A 19,315-nucleotide genomic window follows, 5' to 3' on the forward strand; every position below is an offset into this window, starting at 1 on the left:
TCCTTCCGGCACCGGAGAGAGAGGACAATGGCGTTTAATTCCGATGAGATGGTGAACTTTTCGCCGCTGATAAAAAGTTTCACCTTCAATGCCTATCTGGTCGCCGGCTTCACCCCGATTTCGCGAGGCAGTAAACTGGATTATTACATCAACCGTCCACAAGGAATGAAAGGCTACATCATCAACCTGACGCTGCGAGGGGAAGGGCGGGTGAAGGCCGGGGAGCACGATATTCATTGTCAGGAAAACGAACTGGTGCTTTTTCCGCCGGGCGTGCCGCATCACTATGGGCGCGCGGAGAGTAGTGAATTCTGGGATCATTTGTGGATTTATTTTATCCCCAGGCCCTACTGGGTGGATTGGCTGCGCTGGGACGTCACCGACAAGGAAATCGGCAAAATGCGGCTTGACGCGCCCGCTGCCATCGAGAATATGCAATCCCTGTTCTCTGAAGTGATTCATCACCATGCCGCCACCGAACCGCTGGCGGAGGCGATGGCCATGAACGCGCTCGAAAGGGTGATTTTAACCTGTTTCCAGGCTCAACCAATCAGCAACCGCCACGCCTTGGATCCGCGCATTAATGCGCTATGCAAGTACATTGATCAGCATATCGCCGAGGATATCAATATAGAGACGCTGGCCAGACAGATCTTCCTTTCCCCTTCGCGCGTGGCCCATCTATTTAAGCGAGAGATGAATCAGACGGTTTTCGCCTGGCGCGAGAAACAGCGTATCAGCCGGGCAAGAAGCCTGCTGCAAAGCACCTCTTTGCCCATCGCGCAGATCGCGCAGGCGGTCGGTTATCCGGACTCGCGCTATTTTTCTCGGCTATTCCGCCATCATTACGGCATCAGCCCTCGAGAGTATAAAAAGTGCTACGAGAGAAAGAATACGATTTGATAATGTTTTCTTGTTCCGACGCCGTTTTTTATCTGAAAGCGCCCGCCAATATCCGAATCGGCCTATTCTTATTGTGTTCATATGAAAAATGCAGTGTTCTGCTCTATAAATAAAGCTAGTAGCGTGCTTTTTTATGGGCTGCAATCCGATCGCTTTATACAGCCTGCCATTAGTGATTAATCTGACCCTCTGACCAGGATAGCGGATGGCGTTTGGAAAACAGCGCTGGATACGGATTGTTTTTTACGTATTTAGTATAAAACACAAGCAAATGGTGATTAATTATCACCTGAAGTAGATGATATAACATGCTTATTCGGTTAGATGTGGACTATGTGAGTGATTCTGTTTTCTGGCCAGTTTATAGCATGGAAGGGAAGTTATTGGCTGCTGAAATGGTAATCCGTTTTAATAGTTTGTTTGGCAATGCGAGTATTTTACCGGATATCATTTTCAGTATGTTAACAAAAACTCAACAGCATGATTTAATTAGGGAGCAGGTCGATTTCATTAAGCGAATTGCCCCCTGGTTTACCCAACATGATGTGCGTCTGCTGCTGAAAGTCGATCATGAAATAGCGGATTTTTTACTGGAATCGACATCATTATATAATGAAATTAAAAGTCTGCTTTTCATTGAATTGGAGATTAATGAACTCTTTCCAAACTTATCCCAGGGCAGAGGAAACGAACGTATTCTTAAACTGAGCGAGTCGTTTAACTTATGGCTGGATAATTTTGGTTCGGGAAAAGTGAATCTGAAGCCGTTGAATGACGGATGCATCAGCGCGGTGAAGATGGATCAGAATCTGGTCTGGTATCTTTTATCCCGACCGACGCAAAGCTCGATTATGGATCCGCTGTTGCGGGTTATCAGGAATAATTATCAAGGCGTCAGGATTATCGCAAAAGGCATCGATACCCTTGAACATCTGGAAAAAGCCAGAAAGCTAAATATCGATGCGTTGCAAGGCGGGCTTTGTCCGGCGGTTCATTTTGATGAACTGGAAACACAAACCGATTTTTTATGGGATATAAGATAACGATTCTTTCCCTTTCCTTCCCGCTTGCCGGTCTACGGCGTAATACCCCCATACTCGCTCCGTGTTAGTTTTATGGCAGCCGTTCTACACTTTCCCTTACAGGGGAGACAACATGCCGCAGAAACTATCGTTCATCAATCACTACCATCAACAGTTGCCGGGTTTTTATACCGAGCTGAAACCGACGCCGCTTCAGGGCGCGCGCCTGCTTTATCACAGTCAGGGGCTGGCGGATGAGCTCGGTCTGTCGCCCGCGTGGTTTACGCGCCCGCATGACGCGGTTTGGCGCGGCGAAGCGCTGCTGCCCGGCATGGCGCCGTTGGCGCAGGTGTACAGCGGCCATCAGTTCGGCGCGTGGGCCGGACAACTGGGCGATGGCCGCGGCATTCTGCTGGGCGAGCAGCAGTTGGCGGACGGCCGCAGCATGGATTGGCATCTTAAAGGCGCGGGCCTGACGCCTTATTCCCGCATGGGCGACGGGCGGGCGGTGCTGCGCTCGGCGATCCGCGAGTTTCTGGCTTCCGAGGCGATGCATCATCTGGGCATCCCGACGACGCGGGCGTTGACGGTGGTCACCAGCGAGCAACTGATCCGGCGCGAACGGGAAGAACCCGGCGCAATGTTGCTGCGCGTGGCGGAAAGCCATGTGCGGTTCGGCCACTTTGAACATTTTTATTATCGCCGAGAGCCGGAAAAGGTGCGTCAATTGGCGGATTTCGTCATCGCCCGTCACTGGCCTCAGTGGCAGGATGAGGAGCGGCGCTACACGCTGTGGTTCGGCGATGTGGTTGAACGAACCGCGCGGCTGATCGCCCGCTGGCAGGCCGTCGGTTTTTCGCACGGCGTGATGAATACCGACAATATGTCGATCCTCGGGTTAACCATTGATTACGGGCCGTTCGGTTTTATGGATGATTATCAGCCGGACTACATCTGTAATCATTCCGATCATCAGGGGCGTTACGCCTTTGATAACCAACCCGCGGTCGGGCTGTGGAATTTACATCGTCTGGCGCAGTCGCTGTCGGGACTGATGACCACGGATGAGCTGGAGAGCGCGTTGGCCCGCTATGAGCCGGCGCTGATGCGGCAATTCGGCGAGCTGATGCGCGCCAGGCTGGGGCTGTTCACCGCCGACGCCGCCGATAACGATATTCTGGTCGGTCTGTTAGACCTGATGCGGCGGGAGCGCCGCGACTATACCCGAACGTTTCGCCTGTTGTCCGCGGTCGAGAAAAACGACCCCGTCAGCCCGCTGCGCGATGAGTTTATCGATCGACCGGCATTCGACCGCTGGTTTAACGCCTATCGTCGACGTCTGTTGCAGGAACCGCAGGACGATGCCGAACGTCGGCGGTACATGAACGCGGCCAATCCGAAATATGTGCTGCGCAACTATCTGGCGCAGCAGGCCATCGAGCAGGCGGGAAAGGATGATATCGGCGCATTGAGCCGGCTGCATCAGACGCTTTGCCAGCCTTACGCCGACCAGCCGGAGAGGGAGGAACTGGCGGCGCTGCCGCCGGAATGGGGTAAGCATCTGACCGTATCCTGCTCCAGTTGAAGCGTTTCAGCGGCGCAGATAGACCTGTGGGATCGGGTATTCGGGATGCGGGCCGACGCTCAGGTCGGCCTGATACCAGCGGGTAAGAATATCCGCCTGCAACACCTGTTCCGGCGTGCCTTGCGCCACCAGCTTTCCGGCGTGCAACAGCAAAATCCGGTCGGCATACAGGGCGGCCAGATTGAGATCGTGCAGGACGCAACACACGGCCAGCGGCTGCTGGCGGGTCAGTTGTTTCAGCAGCCGCAACAAATGCTGCTGATGATAGAGATCCAGCGCCGAGGTGGGTTCGTCGAGAAACAGCCATCCCGGCGTCGGCTGCGGATGCCAGAGCTGGGCCAGCACGCGGGCTAACTGCACGCGCTGCTGTTCGCCGCCGGAGAGGTGCCGATAATCGCGCTGCGCCAGATCTGAACAGCCGGTTTGCGCCATCACCCGCCGGACGATGTCGTCGTTTTGCCGGTCGCGTCCATAAGGGGCGCGGCCCATCGCCACAACCTCCTGCACGCTGAAAGCGAAAGCCAGTCCGCTGTGCTGACGCATCACCGCCCGCGTTTTCGCCAGCGCGGTCGGCGCCCATTGGGCGAATGGCTTACCGGCCAACCAGCATTCTCCCTGATTCGGCGTCAGGTAGCCGGTCAGCAGGCGCAACAGCGTGGATTTTCCCGCGCCGTTGGGGCCGATAATCGCCACGATCTCGCCGCAATGCACCTCCAGCGAGACATCCTGCGTCAGGTCGCGTCCGCCGGTGTGGAAACGCAGGTTGCGGGCCACCAGCGCGTTATTCGCAACGGCGTTACTCATTTCCACGTCCTTTATGCTGCACGATCAGCCATAAGAAATAGGGACCGCCGATCAGGCTGGTCAACAGCCCGACGGGCATCTCGGCCGGCGATAACAGCGTGCGCGCCAGCGTATCGGCGATCAACAGCAGACAGGCGCCGCCCAGCGCCGCGCCGGGAATAAGCAAGCGGTGGTCGGCTCCCAGATGCATACGGATCAAATGGGGGATCACCAGTCCGATAAAACCGATTACGCCGCTGACGGCGACGGCGACGCCCACCAGCAGCGCGCTGAGCAGCAAAAGGGTGTGTTTGGTGCGCTTGACGTTGACTCCCAGATAATGGGCCTCTTCGTCGCCCAGTTGCAGCAGATTCAAACGACGGGCCTGATACAGAGTCACGATAATCGCCGGCAGCGCCAGCGTGGCGGCGCCGATCAGCATCGGCCACTGCGCCTGACCTAAGCTTCCCATACCCCAGAGGGAAAACTGACGCAGTTGCTGGTCGGTGCTGACGTAGGTCAGCACGCCGACAGCGGCCATGCACAGGGCGTTAAGCGCAATGCCCGCCAATAGCAGCCGGGTCAATCCCCCTTGTTCGGCGCGACTCAGCATAAAAATCACCGCGGTAATCGCCAGACTGCCGACAAAAGCCGCCAGCATCGGGCTATAGAGAGATAGCAGCGGGGGCAGGCCGAGCGGCAGCACAATCGTCAGCGCCACGCAAAGCGCGCCGCCGCTGCTGATCCCCAACAGGCCGGGATCGGCCAACGGGTTGCGGAATAATCCCTGCATGATGGCGCCGGAACAGGCCAGCGCGCTGCCGACCAGTACGGCCAGCAGTACGCGGGGCAGGCGGATATTCAACCAGATATGCCACAGCGGATCGGTAAACGGCGTCTGCCACAGCGTTTTGAACGACAGGGCGAGCGCGCCGAGATTGGCCGCGCATAACATCAGCGCCAATAGCAACAACAGCAGGGCGATCAGTACATAGCGTGGATGAAACCGTCGCGTCATTTTATTTGTTCTGCGGCCTGACGGATGGCGGCCATCAGGGCCGGCGTCTCCAGCGTAAAGCCGAGCATCGCCATATCATCAACCACCAGCAGGCGCTGGTTTTTCCCCGCCGGGGTCAACGCCAGGCCCGGCAATTGCCAGATTTGCGCTTCGCCGCCCAGGCTCTTTAGTCCCTGAGTGGAGATCAGCACCAGATCCGGCGCGCTGGCGACCACCCCTTCCTGCGACAAGGGCTGATAGCGCTCAATATCCTGCATGGCGTTAGTCAGGCCGACCCGGCGGAGGATGGTATCTGCCGGGGTATGCTTGCCGGCGGCCATTGCGGTCATACCGCCGTGGCTGAGTACGAACAGCGCCTTCACCGGCAACGGCGAGCCGGCGACGCCGGCTAACTGTTGCTGGTAGGTTTCCGTCAGTTTCTTGCCTTCCGCTTCTTTATGCAGCGCCTGAGAAATCACGCCGATCTTTTGCGCGACGGTTTCCGGCGTCGGTTTGGCCGGCACGTTGATAACTTTGGTGCCGCTGTCCGCGACCTGTTGCAATACCAACGACGGTTGCGACAGGTCGCTGGCGATCACCAGCGAAGGTTTCATCGCCAGAATGCCTTCGGCATTGAGCTGGCGCATGTAACCCACATCGGGCAGTTTGGTCGCGGCGTCGGGATGAAGACTGGTGCTGTCTCTGGCCACCAGATCTTTCTCCGCGCCCAACGCATAGATGATTTCCGTAACATCACCGCCGATGGAGACAATGCGCTCCGCGGCCGAAACGCCCAACGGCAGAACCAACACTAATGGAATGAGCCAGTTTTTCATGCGGCAAGATCCTTAAGCGGTTTCAGCGCGCCGATCTGGTCGCGCCATTGCTGTTGTTCAGGCGTGCCTTCGGTGCGCTGCCCGAATAACTGCGCAATTTGCGTGCCGTCCGCGGCGTACAGCTCCAGACTGGTGACGATGCCGTCGGCCGTCGGTTTGCGCGTGATCCAACTTTCGGCGATGGCGTTTTCAATCAGATGCAGCGTAAAGTCCGGATTAAAAATATTGATCCATTCGGCATGCTGCGCTATGCGTTCCACGCGTTCGATTTGGCCGGTAAAAATCTGCACGCAGCCGCGGTTGCCGACGAATACCATGATTTCATTTTGCGCGTCTTTGGCGGCGAACAGAATCTGCGATAGCGCCGCGTTATCAACCTGATAGGCCAGATCGTCGCTGACGGCGCGGAAAGCCTGCTGGCGGGTGAGGTTGTAACGCTTCAGCAGAATGAAAAACTGATGAACATCGGTCATGGCGCGCCACTCGGCTTCCAGCACCGGGTTATGTTCCGCTTCTACGGCTTCGGCGAGGACGGCGGCTTGCGGACGGAGGGACAACGCCGGATTTTCGCTGTCGGCGAATTGGGCGACGACCTGTTGCCAGGCCGGCATATCGGTGGCGTCGGTCGCATACACCTTCAGAATGGCATCGCCCTGATGGTCGAAAAACTGAATGCTCTGGCGTTCGCCGCGCGGCGTGCTTTCCACCAGCGAGAAGGCGGACGCCCATTGATGCAGGAACAGGCGCAGATCCAGCTCGCGCGGATTGAGAATCAAACCGGCATGACCGTCCAGGTGCTGGTTGCGGTAGTAACCGACGTGCTCGTGAACGGCATAGTGATTGCGGGTGATGGACTTGGTATTGCCCACCCGTTCCAGGGCGGTCAGCCAGCTTTTGGCATCGCCCTGTAGGCGGCGGGCATCGTGGCCAACGCGCGCGCGCGTCAATTCGGCTTCGCTAATGCCGAGCAGGTCGGCCAGATCGCGGGCATATTTACGCGGGTGCGCGATTTTCGCCTGAAGGTATTGTTGATATATTGCAGTCTGCATTGTCGCTTCCTTATTCTTTGTCATCGTCACAGCCTAGCCAGAATCTAATGAGAATCATTTTCATGTAACAAAAAAGTTACATCAAGTGAAATTTTCTTAATCCATTAGATCGGAGCCACGGGCGCGGCGGGGAAACGATACTGTCTTCGGGTCGCTATCAACCATGGCGGCCCGAAGACTAGGCAGAGGAGGGATGCGGCGATTATTTCAATTCAGGCCAGTAGTCGCGGTTCGCCTCGATCAAATCATCAAGAATGGCTTTCGCCACGCTGGCGCTGGGCACGGTTTTAGACAAGCTGATGGCTTGCCACAGCTTCTGGTAGGAGTGTTCCGTCCAGGCTTCAACCACCAGTTTTTCCACCGCCACCTGCTGACTCATCAAGCCTTTCTGGAAGGTCGGAATATTGCCGACCTGCAACGGTTCCGGCCCATGACTGCCCACCAGACAGGGAATCTCCACCATCGCATCGTCATCAAAGTTATTGATTGCGCCGTTGTTTTCTACGATCAGCAACATCCTTTCCTGCGTATTAAAGGCGATGGCCCGCGCCAGGTCGACGATATAGGAGGCATGTTCATCGATTTCCAGATCGCCGGCCGCGCCGGATTTGGCGTTGATAATGGCGTGACAGGAACCGAATACGTGTTTCTCGCGACCGGCCATCACCTCATTAGCGCGGGTATATTCCGGGTTGGAATGCGCCACCACATAGTCCGGGAAGAAATAGTATTTCAGGTAAGTATTCGGCAGCGTTTGCGGGTCGAGCGCGCACACGTCTTTGGCCTTGGCGAAGGTATCATTCCAGCTCGGTTCGACGTTGGTCTCGTTCGTTTGCGGAATATAGCCGTATTTCGCCACATGTTCACGAATGGTCGGCAGCAGTTCGTTGCCGTCTTTGTCCTGAATCGAGGTCCACCAGCCAAAGTGGTTCAGCCCGTAGTAGCGGACTTTCATCTCTTTGCGTGATGTCAGGCCGATGATTTCCGCCATCCGCCCTTCGATACCGATAGGCATATCGCAGATATTGAGAATTTTTGCCTGCGGGCGCAATTTGCGCGTGGCTTCCGCGACAATCGCCGCCGGGTTGGAATAGTTCAGCATCCAGGCCTGCGGCGAATATCGCTCCATGAAATCCACCAGTTCCAGCACCCCGCCGATAGAGCGCATGCCGTAAGCGATACCGCCGGGGCCGCAGGTTTCCTGCCCCACCACGCCGTGGCGCAACGGAATTTTTTCATCCAGTTCGCGCATCGGATATTTGCCGACGCGGATATGCGCCATCACAAAGTCCACGTCGGTGAACGCCTCTTCCGGGTCGGTGGTATAGCTGAACGCGATTTCCGGCGCCTGCTCCTTCAGCAGGATTTTACAAGCCTCGGCGATGGTTTCCTGCCTTGCGCTGTCGTTGTCATAAAACTTCAGCGTGCCGATCGGGAAACGATCGCGGTTTTGTAACAGCATCAGAACGATTCCCGGGGTGAAGGTGCTGCCGCCGCCGGCAATGACGATTGAGAATTTTTTCATGGGTGAATCTCCGTGTAGCGTGAGTGTTGCATCAAATTTTCCAGACGATCGCGAACCTGCGGAACCGACAGGCCGACGATGATTTGAATCGCGTTGTCGTTATGCACCACGCCGTGAGCGCCGAGCTGACGGAATATGTCGTCCGGCTGCATCAGCGCCGGATCGGCGAGCGTGATACGTAAACGTGTGGCGCAGTTAGTCAGGTTGACGATATTCGCCGTGCCGCCCAGGGCATCCAGATAGGCCTGAGCCTGTTCCAACTGGCCTGTCGGCTGCTCGGCTGGCTTGCCGCGCAGGTCTGTTTTGGTGTACAGCCTGATCTCGCTGTTTTCCCGGCCCGGCGTTTTGACGTCGAAGCGTAAAATCAGGGCGCGGAAAACAAAGAAGTAGATGAATGAAAACGCGGTGCCGACGCCGATCTGGATCACCATGTTCATCGCGTGGTGGTGAAACATCGGCATCCAGTTTTGCGTGGCGATTTCAATCAGCCCGCCGCCCATGTTGCCGACCACGCCCAGCGCGTACATCACCGTCGCCATGGTGGCGGACAGCAGGGCGTGAACGGCGAACAGGAATGGCGCGATGAACAGGAAGGTAAACTCCAGCGGTTCGGTTATTCCCACCAGCACCGCGGTCATCACGGCCGGGATGAGCAGGCCGGCCACCTTGCGTTTATTTTCCGCGTTGGCGGTGGCGTACATGGCGGCGGCAATACCGATGGAGCCGAACATTTTGGTATTGCCGAACAGCGCGAAACCGCCCTGGGGAAACAGCTCTTTTAACGGCAGGGTTGACTGGCTGAAGGCCTGAATATTCTCAATCCAGTTCACCTGAATCCCGCCTTCCACCGCAACCGGGCCGAAGATGAACGGTCCGTAAATAAAATGGTGCAAACCCGTTGGGATCAGAATGCGTTCCAAAAAGGTATAGATCCATACGCCTAATGCGCCGGATGCCAACATTAAATCTTGCAGCGAAGAAATGCCCATTTGAATTTTCGGCCAAATAAGCAGCGTTAACCAGGCGGCGGGCAGCATAATGAAAAAGCTGATGATAACGACATAGGCCGTTCCCTGAAATATACCAATATAAACCGGCAAGGTTTTATCGTAAAAACGGTTATGAATCGCGGTAACCAAACCGGCAATCGCAATGGCGCCAATAATACTGGTATCCAGCGTTTTTATTCCGGCAATTATGGCTAATCCGCTTACGCCCCCGGCATCGGCGGTGAAATCAACATTAAAATATCCGCCCCATTGCGTCGCCATAGCCTGAATAAGGTAATTGAACGTCAGGTAAGACACCAGTGAGGCCAGGCAGGCCCGAGCCGGCGCCTGATGCGCCAGGCCTATCGGCAGGCTGACGGCGAAGACTAACGGCATATTGCGAAATAGGGTCCAGCCGCCTTCTTCAATAATATTAATAATCTGAAAAAATAAACTATCCGGATTCGCTAATTCGCCGACAAACATGGGATTGGTCAGCATAATTGCGATGCCGACGATAATTCCTGAGAATGGGAATAACAGTACGGGAGTAAACATCGCTCCACCAAATCGTTGGATTTGACTTAGCATCGTGTTTTCCTTCATTTTAAATTTTGTAGGGAGAGGCTTTTTTTTTGTACGTCTAATATTTTCTTGTGCAGCGAGAATATAAAGATTGAATAAGGCAGGTCGTCATTTAACCTGAGATGTGTGAAGTGAATCATGATTTAGCGATCGCTAAAGAGGTATACCTTTTGGGCTTTTCACAGACGTCTTGGCGCAGGCGGTCGCCGCCGTCGGGCAGGAACCACGGTAATATGATGATAACTAATGAAATTCAAACGACGCGGGGGTGGAAATGAGACGGATTTACGCCGGGCGGGAGGTCTGAAAGTGATCTACAAATCTATCGCGGAACAGATCCGTTCGCGTATCAATTCCGCCGAATTTCGCATTGGCGAAACCTTGCCGTCGGAAAAAAGTCTGGTGGCTGAATTTTCCGTTTCGCGCATGACCATCCGTCGCGCCATCGAGCAGTTGATTAAGGAGGGATTGCTGCAACGCCGCCACGGCAGCGGAACCTATATCTTGCAGAAGGATGTTCAGCACGAGGGGCATGCGTTGAACAGTTTCGCCGAGCATATGCGTCTGATTGGCCGCACGTCCAACAATGAGGTGATTGATTTTCGAACCATTCCCGCGCCGCCGGCGATTGCCCGCCAACTGCGGCTGCGCGCCGACGAAAGAATTTACTTCGCCCGCCGTATACGCTACGTGGATGGCAAAGCCTGCATGCTGGAAGACAGTTATCTGCCCATCGCGCCTTTTCCCGATCTCTCCATTCAGCATTTGCAGGGCTCGAAGTTCGCCTACATCGAAGATGAAAAGCACGTCGAGATTGCCGGCTGTTATGAGATCTTTTCCCCGATACTGGCGGATAGCGTCGTTGCCGGCTTATTGAAGGTGAATGAAGGCACGCCGCTGTTGCAGATGACATCGCTGGCGAAGACGACCGGGGGTGAATATATTGATTTTTCCATCATGATCAATGCCCATGACTATCAGGTGAGCTTTTATATGCAGCGCAATAAACTCACGTTATAGACGATCGCGGCTTACGCGGATGGCGGGATGGCAGATGCTCAATGTCGCGCGGACTGCGGCAAACATGAGATAGCCGTTTTGCCGCTATCTCATGTTTAACCGGCGAAGGCTGGCCGCTCAGAAGCGGCTATCGACCGCGTCGGCCAGGCGGGCGAGCAGGTTTTCCGTGTCCTGCCAGCCCAGGCAGGGATCGGTGATTGACTGCCCATAGGTCAGCGTTTGCGGGTTGCGCGCCGGCTGATTGCCTTCCAGCAGAAAACTTTCCACCATCACGCCGGCAATGGCCGATGACCCCGCGCGTATTTGCCGGCAGATATCATCAGCGACGTCCAGTTGGCGGCGGTGCTGTTTCTGACAGTTACCATGGCTGAAATCGACCACCAGCCGTTCAGGCAAGTGGTGTTCGCGCAACTGCGCGCAGGCCGCGGCAATATCGTCGGCATAATAGTTCGGCTGCTTGCCGCCGCGCATAATAATATGGCCGAACGGGTTGCCGTGCGTTTGATAAACCGTCATGCGTCCCTGTTTATCGGGGGAGAGAAACATGTGCTGCGCGCGGGCGGCGCGAATGGCGTCGATGGCGATGCGCGTGTTGCCGTCCGTCCCGTTTTTAAAACCGACCGGGCAGGAGAGCGCCGACGCCATTTCACGATGGATCTGGCTTTCGGTGGTGCGCGCGCCGATGGCTCCCCAGCTAATCAGGTCGGCGATGTACTGACCGACCACCATATCCAGAAATTCCGTGGCGGTGGGTAAGCCAGTGCTATTGATGTCCAGCAGTAAACGACGCGCCAGCGCCAGCCCTTCATTTACCCGGTACGAGCCATCCAGTCGCGGATCCGAAATCAACCCCTTCCAGCCCACGACGGTGCGCGGCTTTTCAAAATAGGCGCGCATAACGATTTCCAGCCGTTCCCGATACTGAGTTCGCAATGCCGCCAAACGGTCGGCATACTCGATCGCAGCGGCCGTGTCGTGGAGGGAGCAGGGGCCGATAACCACCAACAGACGGCGGTTTTGGCCGCTAAGAATCTGTTCGCAATTTTTTCGTGACGCCGTCACCGTCTCGGCAACGGCGGGTGAAACCGGTAATTCGTCCATCAGCGTTTGGGGGGCGGCCAGGCTGTCGATGCGCGTACTTCGCAGTTCATCTGTTTGATGCATAATGTGTCTCTGAGTGCTGTCGGCTAAGAACGCCTCTCTATCTCTGTCGGAGAATGTTCCTCAGCCAAAGGATTTTCTTCGCAACGGCGAATTGCCGGGAAGTGATGGCGATTACCATAAACCAAACCCGGCGTATTTCAATCGTCCGGCGTTAAAAAATCTATCATGTACTAGTACATGCGTCGACTCATGCCGAGAATGTCAATGATCTTGGCGGAGATCTCCTCCACCGAGTAGTTGGTGGTGTTGATGTATTTGATCTGGTGTTTACGGAACAGCGCTTCAACCTCGTTCAGTTCCATACGGCATTGGCGCAGAGACGCATAGCGGCTATTCCCTCTGCGCTCTTCGCGGATGGCGGCCAGCCGTTCCGCATCAATGGTCAGCCCGAATAACTTGTGCTGGAAAGGTTTTAACGCGTCAGGCAAACGCAGGTTATCCATATCGTCCGCGATGAAGGGGTAGTTGGCGGCGCGAATCCCGAATTGCATCGCCAGATAGAGGCTGGTCGGGGTTTTGCCGCAGCGCGAAACGCCAAGCAGGATGACCTGAGCCTGATCGAGATTACGCAGCGAAATGCCGTCGTCGTGCGCCAGCGTATAGTCGATGGCGGCAATACGCGCGTCATATTTACCCAGATTGTTGGCGGTCAGCCCGTGCGTGCGATTGGCGATCGGCGCGGGGGAAATGTTGAGCTCCTGCTGTAACGGCGCCACCAGCGCCTGCACGATATCCTGACAAAATCCCTCGCTGCTGATGATGATATCGCGCACGGTTGGCGTCACGATGGAATAAAAAACCAGCGGACGCAGTCCGCTGTGCCGGTAGGCGGTATTGATCTGCTCGCAGACGGCTTTGGCGCGCGCTTCATTTTCGACGAAGGGCAGCGTATAGCTCACCGTGCTGACAGGAAATTGCGACAGCACCGCGTGGCCCAGCACTTCAGCCGTGATTGCCGTCCCATCCGAGACATAAAATACGCTTCTTTCCACATCCGCCCCTTATCGTTTTTTTCAGCAAAAATGCATTAACTTCATCAAAAAATGGATTTAATGAATACTTTTATTAAAACGCGATTTCATTATCAATATGATAACGATAATAATCTTCCGCAATATTTTATTTTTACCGCATTTATCGATTTTGCCCGGTGAAATGAGTTTTTTTTCATAGGTTGATCGATTCACCTTTCCATACTTTATAAAACGCTATGCTACGCTGATTATGTTGAGATGAATTCTCAACCGGCTATTTCCATACCCTACTTGTATCTTGTATGCAGAAAGGATTTTTTTCGATGTCCAATAACGGCTCTGATTTGCGGAATGTCCTCTGGTATAACCAGCTTGGTATGCACGACGTTGAACGGGTGGGAGGCAAAAACGCCTCTCTGGGCGAGATGATCACCAACCTGTCGGAACTGGGCGTAGCGGTACCGAATGGTTTTGCGACGACGGCACAGGCGTTTAATGATTTTCTTAATCAAAGCGGTATCAACCAGCGTATCTATGATTTGTTGGATCGCACCGATATTGATGATGTGAACCAACTGGCGCAAGCCGGGGCGCAAATCCGCCAGTGGATTATCGATACCCCCTTCCAGCCCGCGCTGGAACAGGCGATCCGCGAAGCGTATCAACAACTGGCCGACGGCGAGAAAGATGCCTCCTTCGCCGTGCGCTCTTCCGCTACCGCCGAAGATATGCCGGATGCGTCGTTTGCCGGGCAACAGGAAACTTTCCTGAATGTTCAGGGCATCGAGGCGGTGATGGTGGCGGTGAAACACGTGTTTGCCTCCCTGTTCAACGATCGCGCCATTTCCTATCGCGTCCATCAGGGATACGACCACCGCGGCGTCGCGTTGTCGGCCGGGGTGCAGCGCATGGTGCGTTCCGATCTGGCGGCGGCCGGCGTGATGTTTACCATCGATACGGAATCCGGTTTTGATCAGGTGGTGTTCATTACCTCGGCGTACGGGTTGGGCGAGATGGTGGTGCAGGGCGCGGTAAACCCCGACGAGTTTTATGTACACAAACCCACCTTGCTCGCCGATAAGCCGGCGATCGTGCGTCGCAATATGGGATCGAAAAAAATCCGCATGGTGTACGCGGCCAGCCAGGAGCACGGTAAGCAGGTTCAGATTGAGGATGTGCCGGAAGAGCAGCGCGCGCGTTTCAGCCTGAGCGATGATGAAGTGCAGGCGCTGGCTCGTCAGGCGCTGCTGATTGAAAAACACTACGGCCGGCCGATGGATATCGAATGGGCGAAAGACGGCCACAACGGCAAACTGTACATCGTGCAGGCGCGTCCGGAAACCGTTCGCTCCAACGGTCAGGTTATGGAGCGCTATCATCTGCCGTCGCGCGGAGAAGTGCTGGTTGAAGGCCGATCCATCGGTCATCGTATCGGCGCGGGCGAAGTGAAAGTGATTCAGGATATCAGCGAAATGCACCTGATTAACGCGGGCGACGTGCTGGTGACCGACATGACTGACCCTGACTGGGAGCCGATCATGAAAAAAGCGGCCGCCATCGTGACGAATCGCGGCGGCCGCACCTGTCACGCGGCGATTATCGCCCGCGAGTTGGGCATCCCCGCCGTGGTCGGCTGCGGCGATGCCACGGAACGTCTGCATAACGGACAGAAGGTGACGGTATCCTGCGCCGAAGGCGACACCGGCTATGTCTATCATGACCTGCTGGATTTCACGGTAAAAAGCTCGCAGATTGACGCCATGCCGGGGTTGCCGCTGAAGATCATGATGAATGTCGGCAATCCCGATCGCGCTTTCGATTTCGCCTGCCTGCCGAACGATGGCGTCGGACTGGCCCGGTTGGAGTTTATCATCAACCGCATGATCGGCGTTCATCCGCGCGCGTTGCTGGAGTTTGAGCAGCAAACGCCGGCGCTACAGCGCGAAATCAAGGCGTTGATGCAAGGGTATGACGATCCGGTCGAGTTCTATATCGGCCGATTGACGGAAGGCATCGCCACGCTGGGGGCGGCTTTCTCACCCAAGCGGGTCATTGTCCGCTTATCCGATTTTAAATCTAACGAGTACGCCAATCTGGTGGGCGGCGAGCGTTACGAACCGGATGAAGAAAATCCGATGCTGGGCTTCCGCGGCGCGGGGCGTTACGTCTCCCCGGACTTTAAAGCGTGTTTCGCTTTGGAGTGCGAGGCGATTAAACGTGTTCGTAACGACATGGGACTGAAGAATGTCGAGATTATGATCCCGTTCGTTCGTACCGTCGCGCAGGCGAAGGCGGTGATTGATGAGCTGGCTCGTCAGGGGCTGCGGCGCGGCGAAGACGGCCTGAAAATCATCATGATGTGCGAGATCCCTTCGAATGCCCTGCTGGCGGAGGAGTTTTTGGCGTACTTCGACGGTTTCTCCATCGGCTCGAATGATATGACGCAGTTGGCGTTGGGGCTGGATCGGGATTCCGGCGTGGTTTCCGAACTGTTCGATGAGCGCAATGATGCCGTGAAAGCATTACTCTCTATGGCGATCAAGGCCGCCAAAAAACAGGGGAAATACGTCGGCATCTGCGGTCAGGGGCCGTCGGACCATGAGGATTTCGCGCTCTGGCTGATGGAGCAGGGGATTGATAGTTTGTCGCTCAATCCGGATACCGTGGTGCAAACCTGGTTGAATCTGGCTGAACATCAGTAGCCTCACATTTCCATCGTTATCCCCGCAGCCGACACCGTCATCCCCGCTGCTTACATCGTCATCCCCGCAGCTTACACTGTCATCCCCGCGTCAGTAGGCGGGGATCGCTGGCTGAAACCGCACATAGTCATCGGCCATTCCCGCCAACGCGGGAATGGCCGATTTGGGTTTGATATTACGAAGGCGACGTTATTGATGCTCTGACGCCCGACGGCATGCTTCACTGCGCAATCAGGAAGGCGCTAAACTGCGGCGTCATCTCCGCCTGAAAGCCATTCTCGGTCTTGCTAATCAGGTAAACGGCCAACCCCTGCTGTTGCGCCAGTTCTAAGGCTTTTTCACGTCCCAGCACCATTAACCCGGTGTCCCAGCCGTCGGCCTCAAGCGCGGTAGGCGCGATAACGGTGGCCGAAACCAACTGGTGCGTGATGGGTTTTCCGGTCGCGGGGTCGATCACATGGGAATAGCGTTGACCGTTTTGTTCAAAGTAGTTGCGGTAGCTGCCGGAGGTGCTGATGGCGTATCCCTGCAAATTGACCGCCGTCTGCATGGCGTTTTCCCGATCGGTCGGCTTCTGGATCGCCACGCGCCACGGTATCCCTTGCGCATTTACCCCCCGACTGGATATCGCGCCGCCGACCGAAACCAGATAGTTGGTGATGCCCTTGCGCGCCATCAGTTGCGCCAGCAGGTCGGCGCCATAACCTTCGCCGAGGGTCGACAGGTCGACATACAGGTCGGGCAAGTCTTTCTGAATCCATTCCCCCCGATCGTCGCTCAGCAATTTCAGATGGCTGAGCCCGATTTTTTGCCGCACGGCGTCAATTTGCTGCTGGCTGGGGATTTGCGTCGGCTGTTTCTGCGGACCGAATCCCCACAGATTGACCAGCGGCCCCACGGTGATGTCCATCGCGCCGCCGGTGGCCCGCCCGATACGCTGCGCCGCCAGTATGATATCCGCCATGCCATTGCCGATGGGTTGCGGTTCATTGCCGCGGTATTGGTTGAACCTCGATAGCGTTGAGTCTTGACGATAGGTTGAAATCTCGTTGTTCGCCTGCTCCAGCAGAGCATCAATCTCCTGCTGAAGCCGTTCTTTGCTTTCTTGCTGTTCACCGCTGATTTTTACGCTGTAAAACGTCCCCATCGTTTTTCCCTCGATGGCCATCAGCGGACGAAGGTCGGTGTGGGGAGCGTTATCACAACCTGTAAGCAGGCTGAACAATAAACCAACTATTAATCCCCTGGCGAGATTAGCCATGAAAAACTCCTGAGAATGAAGCCAATATAATCAATAGATTTCAACGGGCGGGGCATTCGACCGGCTGAAATCTGAAAGAAGAAAGATATAAAGCAAAGCAGAAGAAATACAAACAGGAGATTAACAAAAACATGGCCGACCGCAATTTATGGCGGGGAAACTAAAAAAAAGCCCATCTCAGGGGATGGGCAAAGACTACACACAGCAATTCGTTACTAACTCTGACGAGGAGGAAACCTTGTTGACTAACAGAAGGTTAAAACTAGCTCCGTGACACATGCTAAAGAGAACGCCGCGGACAGTCATTAGGAATCATCCTAATAGTTAATTGTTTTTAAAGAGTTTATTGGCGAAAGCAATCGGGGTTTCAATGAAATTAACCAAATAAACTTAAATAAGCAGATTTTTTAGGAATAATCCCTCAAAAGTGAAACCAAACATTAGCATTGTTTATCATTTGATTGCCGCGAGACGTTTCTCCCGCGGCGATGATTGCGCTTGACGGCGATCAGTCTTTGCCCGCCTGCGGGTTTAAAGGGTCTTCCGTGATGGCCTGCGGCTCAGGAATTTCTTCCATCCAGGCAAAAAGCAGGCGATAGGATACCGCCAGCACGACCGGCCCGATAAACAGGCCGATCATGCCGAAAGCCAGCAATCCGCCGATAACGCCGCACAGAATGAGCAGCAGCGGCAGATCGGCGCCTAAACGGATCAGGACGGGACGGATGAAGTTATCCAGCGTTCCCGCTACGCAGCTGAACACCACCAGCACCGTTCCCCAGGTGGTGTCGCCAGTCCAGTAAAGCCAGATAATGGCGGGGATCAACACAGGAAGCGGCCCCAATTGCACCAGGCAGCACAAAAACATCAGCACCGTCAATAAAGTGGTGTAGGGGATGCCGGAAATGAACAGGCCGATGCCGCCCAGCAGCGACTGAACGATGGCGGTCACCACCACGCCCAGCGCCACCGCCCGAATGGATTGCGCCGCCAGAATGACGGCGGTATCGCCGCGTTCACGACCGAGACGGATAGCGAAATGACGCACCGCTTTAGCGACCGATTCGCCCTTGTAGTAGAGCAGCGCGCTGAATACCAGCATCAAGGCGCAGTGCATCAGGAAGCGCCCAACGTGCGCCGCCTGCGCCACCAGCCAGGTCGCGGTTTTCCCCACGTAGGGTTGAACTTTGGCGAACAGACCGCTGCCGCCGCTTTGCAGCAGGGTTTGCCAACTGTTGAATAATTTGTCTCCGACGACCGGAATAGACGTTAACCATTCCAGTCTGGGCGGAGAGAAATTCTCCTGACTGGCTCCCCAACTCATTAACGCCGAGCTGTTATCAATGGCGCTGCTGACCAGTATGGCGATCGGCATGACGAATAGCAGGATCAGCAGCAGCGTCATGGCGAGCACGGCCAGTGAACGGCGTCCCCACAACAAATGCTGAATCTTGATCAACAAAGGCCAGGTCGCGATCACAACCATGCTGGCCCAGGCGAATCCCAGAATAAAAGGCTGAACTACCCAAAAACAGGCGATGATCATTATGATGATGAACAGCAGGCTGAATAATGTTCTGGCCGGGTCAAAATGCTGTTGTTGGATTTTTTTTATCAACGAAGATTACCTCTATATCAGTAGACACCTTGTCGGAAAGCTGCGCCGTTTTAGCAAGGCGATGAAACGGCGATGATTTATCATGAGATATTTCTGTGGTTTTTGACAGCCTGTTAAACATTTTGTTGGCGTAAACCGCGTAAAGCCCATACTCAATGCGTTTTTTCCCGATTCGGCGGCACGGTCGCGGAAAATGTGATAAAACGTGATGAGTCTGATGGTTGGATAAACGGAAAACTGATGAATTATTCGCCATATATTTCAAGGTATAGGGCATAAATCCCTTCACTCACAGACACCTG

General features: G+C 55.2%; 16 protein-coding genes and 1 other RNA gene. 5 read left to right on the top strand and 12 right to left on the bottom strand.

Annotation, left to right across the window (positions count from 1 at the left end):
- Positions 1–27: 27 nt before the first annotated feature.
- From araC to ABRZ28_RS08375, 3 genes are all read left to right on the top strand, one after another.
- Positions 28–903, top strand: coding sequence for an arabinose operon transcriptional regulator AraC (gene araC / locus ABRZ28_RS08365; RefSeq protein WP_319603112.1), 876 nt, complete (start codon positions 28–30; stop codon positions 901–903).
- Between the two features lie 308 nt (positions 904–1,211).
- Positions 1,212–1,946, top strand: a complete 735-nt coding sequence (locus ABRZ28_RS08370; RefSeq protein ID WP_330519993.1) for an EAL domain-containing protein — start codon at positions 1,212–1,214, stop codon at positions 1,944–1,946.
- A gap of 112 nt (positions 1,947–2,058) precedes the next feature.
- Positions 2,059–3,510: a protein adenylyltransferase SelO gene (locus tag ABRZ28_RS08375; protein ID WP_330519994.1), complete on the top strand. Its 1,452-nt coding sequence runs from the start codon at positions 2,059–2,061 to the stop codon at positions 3,508–3,510.
- Between the two features lie 6 nt (positions 3,511–3,516).
- Here ABRZ28_RS08375 and ABRZ28_RS08380 read toward each other — a convergent pair whose 3' ends face one another.
- From ABRZ28_RS08380 to ABRZ28_RS08405, 6 genes are all read right to left on the bottom strand, one after another.
- Complete coding sequence (locus ABRZ28_RS08380) at positions 3,517–4,314, bottom strand: heme ABC transporter ATP-binding protein (RefSeq protein ID WP_330519995.1); 798 nt, start codon at positions 4,312–4,314, stop codon at positions 3,517–3,519.
- Positions 4,307–5,311 carry a FecCD family ABC transporter permease gene (locus ABRZ28_RS08385; RefSeq protein WP_330519996.1) on the bottom strand — a complete coding sequence of 335 codons (1,005 nt, stop codon included), beginning with the start codon at positions 5,309–5,311 and terminating at the stop codon, positions 4,307–4,309. The genes ABRZ28_RS08380 and ABRZ28_RS08385 overlap by 8 nt, the downstream gene beginning before the upstream one ends.
- A complete protein-coding gene (locus tag ABRZ28_RS08390) occupies positions 5,308–6,126 on the bottom strand; it encodes a heme/hemin ABC transporter substrate-binding protein (protein WP_319603107.1) in 819 nt (272 codons plus the stop codon). Before ABRZ28_RS08390 ends, ABRZ28_RS08385 begins: the two co-directional genes overlap by 4 nt.
- Complete coding sequence (locus tag ABRZ28_RS08395; protein WP_330519997.1) at positions 6,123–7,175, bottom strand: hemin-degrading factor; 1,053 nt, start codon at positions 7,173–7,175, stop codon at positions 6,123–6,125. The genes ABRZ28_RS08390 and ABRZ28_RS08395 overlap by 4 nt, the downstream gene beginning before the upstream one ends.
- Before the next feature lie 202 nt (positions 7,176–7,377).
- Entirely contained in the window at positions 7,378–8,700 is a 1,323-nt protein-coding gene (locus ABRZ28_RS08400) for a 6-phospho-alpha-glucosidase (protein ID WP_330519998.1), read from the bottom strand.
- Positions 8,697–10,280: an alpha-glucoside-specific PTS transporter subunit IIBC gene (locus ABRZ28_RS08405; protein ID WP_330519999.1), complete on the bottom strand. Its 1,584-nt coding sequence runs from the start codon at positions 10,278–10,280 to the stop codon at positions 8,697–8,699. The genes ABRZ28_RS08400 and ABRZ28_RS08405 overlap by 4 nt, the downstream gene beginning before the upstream one ends.
- Before the next feature lie 303 nt (positions 10,281–10,583).
- Between ABRZ28_RS08405 and ABRZ28_RS08410 the strand changes: the two genes are divergently transcribed.
- A complete protein-coding gene (locus ABRZ28_RS08410; protein WP_330520000.1) occupies positions 10,584–11,294 on the top strand; it encodes a GntR family transcriptional regulator in 711 nt (236 codons plus the stop codon).
- Between the two features lie 117 nt (positions 11,295–11,411).
- Here ABRZ28_RS08410 and ABRZ28_RS08415 read toward each other — a convergent pair whose 3' ends face one another.
- Together ABRZ28_RS08415 and ppsR are read right to left on the bottom strand one after the other, a co-directional pair.
- Positions 11,412–12,458, bottom strand: coding sequence for a 3-deoxy-7-phosphoheptulonate synthase (locus ABRZ28_RS08415; protein ID WP_330520001.1), 1,047 nt, complete (start codon positions 12,456–12,458; stop codon positions 11,412–11,414).
- 170 nt (positions 12,459–12,628) lie between these two features.
- The gene (ppsR, locus tag ABRZ28_RS08420; RefSeq protein WP_319603101.1) at positions 12,629–13,450 is read right to left on the bottom strand and encodes a posphoenolpyruvate synthetase regulatory kinase/phosphorylase PpsR; all 822 of its coding nucleotides are present in this window, start codon (positions 13,448–13,450) and stop codon (positions 12,629–12,631) included.
- Positions 13,451–13,755: 305 nt separating this feature from the next.
- Between ppsR and ppsA the strand changes: the two genes are divergently transcribed.
- A complete protein-coding gene (gene ppsA, locus ABRZ28_RS08425; protein WP_319603100.1) occupies positions 13,756–16,134 on the top strand; it encodes a phosphoenolpyruvate synthase in 2,379 nt (792 codons plus the stop codon).
- Between the two features lie 220 nt (positions 16,135–16,354).
- Here the strand turns inward: ppsA and apbE are convergent, their stop codons facing one another.
- From apbE to ABRZ28_RS08445, 4 genes are all read right to left on the bottom strand, one after another.
- Positions 16,355–17,395: an FAD:protein FMN transferase ApbE gene (gene apbE / locus ABRZ28_RS08430; protein ID WP_319603099.1), complete on the bottom strand. Its 1,041-nt coding sequence runs from the start codon at positions 17,393–17,395 to the stop codon at positions 16,355–16,357.
- A 160-nt stretch (positions 17,396–17,555) separates the two neighbouring features.
- Positions 17,556–17,667: antisense sRNA RprA (gene rprA / locus ABRZ28_RS08435), an RNA gene on the bottom strand.
- Between the two features lie 236 nt (positions 17,668–17,903).
- Positions 17,904–19,013 carry an AI-2E family transporter YdiK gene (gene ydiK / locus ABRZ28_RS08440; RefSeq protein ID WP_319603098.1) on the bottom strand — a complete coding sequence of 370 codons (1,110 nt, stop codon included), beginning with the start codon at positions 19,011–19,013 and terminating at the stop codon, positions 17,904–17,906.
- Positions 18,982–19,302, bottom strand: a complete 321-nt coding sequence (locus ABRZ28_RS08445; protein ID WP_330520002.1) for a hypothetical protein — start codon at positions 19,300–19,302, stop codon at positions 18,982–18,984. The genes ydiK and ABRZ28_RS08445 overlap by 32 nt, the downstream gene beginning before the upstream one ends.
- Positions 19,303–19,315 lie beyond the last annotated feature (13 nt).

The sequence above is a fragment of the Brenneria sp. g21c3 genome (assembly GCF_040240345.1).
Classification (GTDB): Bacteria; Pseudomonadota; Gammaproteobacteria; order Enterobacterales; family Enterobacteriaceae; genus Brenneria.

What these genes read in the sequence shown, in the direction of transcription:
- araC (WP_319603112.1), top strand. Translation starts at nt 28, where the DNA reads ATGGCGTTTAATTCCGATGAGATGGTGAACTTTTCGCCGCTGATAAAA.
- ABRZ28_RS08370 (WP_330519993.1), top strand. Translation starts at nt 1,212, where the DNA reads ATGCTTATTCGGTTAGATGTGGACTATGTGAGTGATTCTGTTTTCTGG.
- ABRZ28_RS08375 (WP_330519994.1), top strand. Translation starts at nt 2,059, where the DNA reads ATGCCGCAGAAACTATCGTTCATCAATCACTACCATCAACAGTTGCCG.
- ABRZ28_RS08380 (WP_330519995.1), bottom strand. Translation starts at nt 4,314, where the DNA reads ATGAGTAACGCCGTTGCGAATAACGCGCTGGTGGCCCGCAACCTGCGT.
- ABRZ28_RS08385 (WP_330519996.1), bottom strand. Translation starts at nt 5,311, where the DNA reads ATGACGCGACGGTTTCATCCACGCTATGTACTGATCGCCCTGCTGTTG.
- ABRZ28_RS08390 (WP_319603107.1), bottom strand. Translation starts at nt 6,126, where the DNA reads ATGAAAAACTGGCTCATTCCATTAGTGTTGGTTCTGCCGTTGGGCGTT.
- ABRZ28_RS08395 (WP_330519997.1), bottom strand. Translation starts at nt 7,175, where the DNA reads ATGCAGACTGCAATATATCAACAATACCTTCAGGCGAAAATCGCGCAC.
- ABRZ28_RS08400 (WP_330519998.1), bottom strand. Translation starts at nt 8,700, where the DNA reads ATGAAAAAATTCTCAATCGTCATTGCCGGCGGCGGCAGCACCTTCACC.
- ABRZ28_RS08405 (WP_330519999.1), bottom strand. Translation starts at nt 10,280, where the DNA reads ATGCTAAGTCAAATCCAACGATTTGGTGGAGCGATGTTTACTCCCGTA.
- ABRZ28_RS08415 (WP_330520001.1), bottom strand. Translation starts at nt 12,458, where the DNA reads ATGCATCAAACAGATGAACTGCGAAGTACGCGCATCGACAGCCTGGCC.
- ppsA (WP_319603100.1), top strand. Translation starts at nt 13,756, where the DNA reads ATGTCCAATAACGGCTCTGATTTGCGGAATGTCCTCTGGTATAACCAG.
- apbE (WP_319603099.1), bottom strand. Translation starts at nt 17,395, where the DNA reads ATGGCTAATCTCGCCAGGGGATTAATAGTTGGTTTATTGTTCAGCCTG.